We start from the raw sequence: 2942 nt of genomic DNA, 5'->3' as shown, positions 1-2942 counted from the left end.
CCGAGGCGGCCATCGCACGCGGCTGGCTCGCCGCCCTGCACGACCGACTCGCCCCCGACGAGCCGACCGGAGGTGACGGGTGAGCGATCGTCCCCCACAGCCCGCGGGCCTGGCCGTCCGGCCGCTCACCCCCGAACAGATCCACGGCGTCCTCACCGACGTGTTCGACCGCGCCGCGCGCTGCCGCCTCCTGGACACGGGCGTGGCCGGCCTCCCCGCGGCACCGGGCCATCCCCAGTGGCTGCTCGCCGAACTCGGCGACGTCCGCGTCACCGGCTCCTGCCACCGCGACCGCTGGTACCGGTCCGACACCCTCCCCGGCGCCGCGTCCGGCGCGCTCCCGGCCCGGCCGGCCGTGGATCCGGACACCGACCGCTGGCGGATCCTGGAGGTCCTGGTCTTCGGTCACCGCGCGCAGATCCGCCTCGGCGAGCGCGCCGAGGCTGGCTGGATCAGCGCCGACGCCCCCGGCGAGGTCCCCGACTGGCTGCGTCCGCGCGACCGTTCGTTCCTGCTCCAGGGCTGGAACGGGCCCGGGCACAGCTACACGGCGGACGCCCGCGCACCCCTGTCCGTGACCACCGAACCCGGTGGCTCCGAGGCCGTACTTCCCGTGGAGTGGGCCGACTTCTCCGGGCGCCACCGGCCGGTCCCGGGCGGACGCACGGCCCTGGAGAGCCGCGGCACCTGGCTGACCGTCCGGGAGTACTGGGCGAGTGATCCCGCGACCGGCGCCGTCGGAGTCGCCTTCCACCGTCTCACCGGCCTGTCCGCAGGGCTCAAGCCCACGGGTCCGGAGATCGACGTCGGGTCCGGTGACGAGATCCCGGGGGCGGCGCACTGATGGGCGCGCCGCACGGGCCCGCCGCGTGCGGTGGCGGTGACGGGCGGGAGCGCGGACCTTCGCCGCGCGGGGGAGACAGGTACCACGCCACGGCCCCCTACGGCCTCGTGCGGTTGGCCGACACCCCCATGCCCGCAGCCGACCTGCACGCCGGTTTCGTCACCGGCGACCTCCTGCGCAGCCACGACCGGACGGTGGAGGGCACCCACTCGGGCTGGATCGAACTCACCCTGACCACGCTCACCCCCACGTTCGTCGGACAGACCCTCGACCGGGGCGCGGTCAACGTCTCCACCCGTTTCCCGTACGGCGACGGCACTCTCCCGGCCATCCCCGGGCCGACCCTGCGCGGCCTGGTGCGCAACACCGTGCGCATGCTCACCGGTGGAGAGACCGGTCCGGTCAACACCCCCATGCTGTTCTTCCGCGCCCCCGTGCGCATCGACCCCGACAGCGCCGACAGCACCCTGTCCACCCGTGCCCGCCAGGTCATGTCCCACCAGCACGCCCACTACCGCAAACGCCGTGCGGGCCTGCGCACCAAACAGGGCTTCCTCTTCCACTCCTCGACCGAGGACCGGTGGTACGTCGTCGAGGTCCCGGCCACCCCGATCACCGCCGAGGCCGGGCAGGCGCTGCGGGTGTCCTTCGACGTCCTCCGGGAGAGCCTTCGGGCCTGGGACTTCGGGGTGGCGGACTTCCCCGATCCGCCGCGCTCGGGCACCTACGTCCCCACCACGCACGACCAGCACGGCCGTCTCCAGTACCGCTGGGTGCACGCGGTCCACCTGCCGGGGGAGAGGCGCGTGGCCGCCGTGGCCCCCACCGCGCGTGAGGCCCGGCACTACCTCGACTCCCGCTCCCCGCACCCGGTGGGCGGCGACCGCGGCGGGATCGTCCCGTGCCTGACCGTCCTGACCGGTGTCGCGGCGGGGGAGCGCCGTAACGCCTACCTCTTCCCCCGGCCGCCGGACCTGCGGCGAGGGCGCGCACCGGTCCCCGACGCCATGGTGGCGCTCTTCGAGTCGGCCGAGCAGATCACCGGCTACCAGCGCGTCGCCTTCCCCGACGGCCTCGGGGCGTGCGCCGGGGACCCCGGTCGCCCCCCGGTGGCCGGGGCCAGCGGCGGAGGGTTGCCCAGGAAGGGCCTCGAACCGGTCTGGTTCGATGTCGACATGTCCGGTGAGGTCGTCTCCTTCGGCCGGTCGGGCGGCTACCGGATCGCCGTCAGCGACGACAACCCCGTCCGCCGTGCCGTCCCCGCCCGGGTCCTGGGACCCCAGCACGGTGATCCCGACCGCGCCGCCCTGGCGGGCCGCCCCGTGGACGTGTGCCGGGCCATGTTCGGCGACACCGACACCTTCGCCGGGGAGGCGGGCGCCTCGAAGGGGAGGGTGTCCTTCGGCCACGCGCTCAGCACCGACCCCGAGCCGGACTATCCCGACGGCGCCGCGCTGCGCGTGCGTCTGCTCTCCCCGCAGCGCGGCTGCTTCGCCAACTACCTCGTCCAGGGCCCCGACGCGGCCAAGGGGGACCGTCCCGACATCGTCACCTGGTCGCACGAGGGCCGCGTCCGACTCGGCGGTTACAAGACCTACCTGCACCGGCACCGCGCGGACCTGGGCCGACCGGTGCGCTACGACGACCGCGCCCAGGAGGAGCTGGGCATCGCCGTCGTGGCCCGCGGCCACCGGGCCGAGCAGGTCCGGGACACCCAGCGCGACGTCGTGCCGGTGCGCGACGGGCTCACGTTCCGCTCGCGCCTGGCCTTCACCAACCTCACCGACGGGGAACTCGGGGCGTTGCTGCGTGCCCTGCTGCTCGACAACCCCGTCGACGGCGGCGATCCCGCCGACCCGGCCCACGCGCACAAGGTCGGTATGGGCAAGTCGCTGGGGATGGGGAGCGTGCACCTGCGTCCGGAGCTGTACCTGGTCGACCGGCGTGCGCGGGCGGTGTCGCTCGACCCGGCCGCCGGTGTCGCACGTGCCGGGCCGGAGCGGGTCCAGGGGTTCCTGGACGCGTTCGGCGCGGCGCTGGTGGCCCGTAGGCTGCCCGGAGAGCCGCGCCCGGAGCGGTGGCGCGAGGTCGACCAGGC

2 protein-coding genes are annotated in these 2942 nt (G+C 75.0%); both read left to right on the top strand.

What is annotated here, in order from left to right:
* Positions 1–79: 79 nt before the first annotated feature.
* The gene (locus D471_RS0109710; protein WP_017598444.1) at positions 80–844 is read left to right on the top strand and encodes a hypothetical protein; all 765 of its coding nucleotides are present in this window, start codon (positions 80–82) and stop codon (positions 842–844) included.
* Positions 844–2942: TIGR03986 family type III CRISPR-associated RAMP protein (locus tag D471_RS0109705; RefSeq protein WP_017598443.1), on the top strand; the 2099-nt coding region annotated here is incomplete at its 3' end. The genes D471_RS0109710 and D471_RS0109705, both read left to right, overlap by 1 nt.

This window comes from Nocardiopsis lucentensis DSM 44048, from assembly GCF_000341125.1.
Classification (GTDB): domain Bacteria; phylum Actinomycetota; class Actinomycetes; order Streptosporangiales; family Streptosporangiaceae; genus Nocardiopsis; species Nocardiopsis lucentensis.
This window is presented reverse-complemented; position numbering and strand designations above follow the sequence as displayed.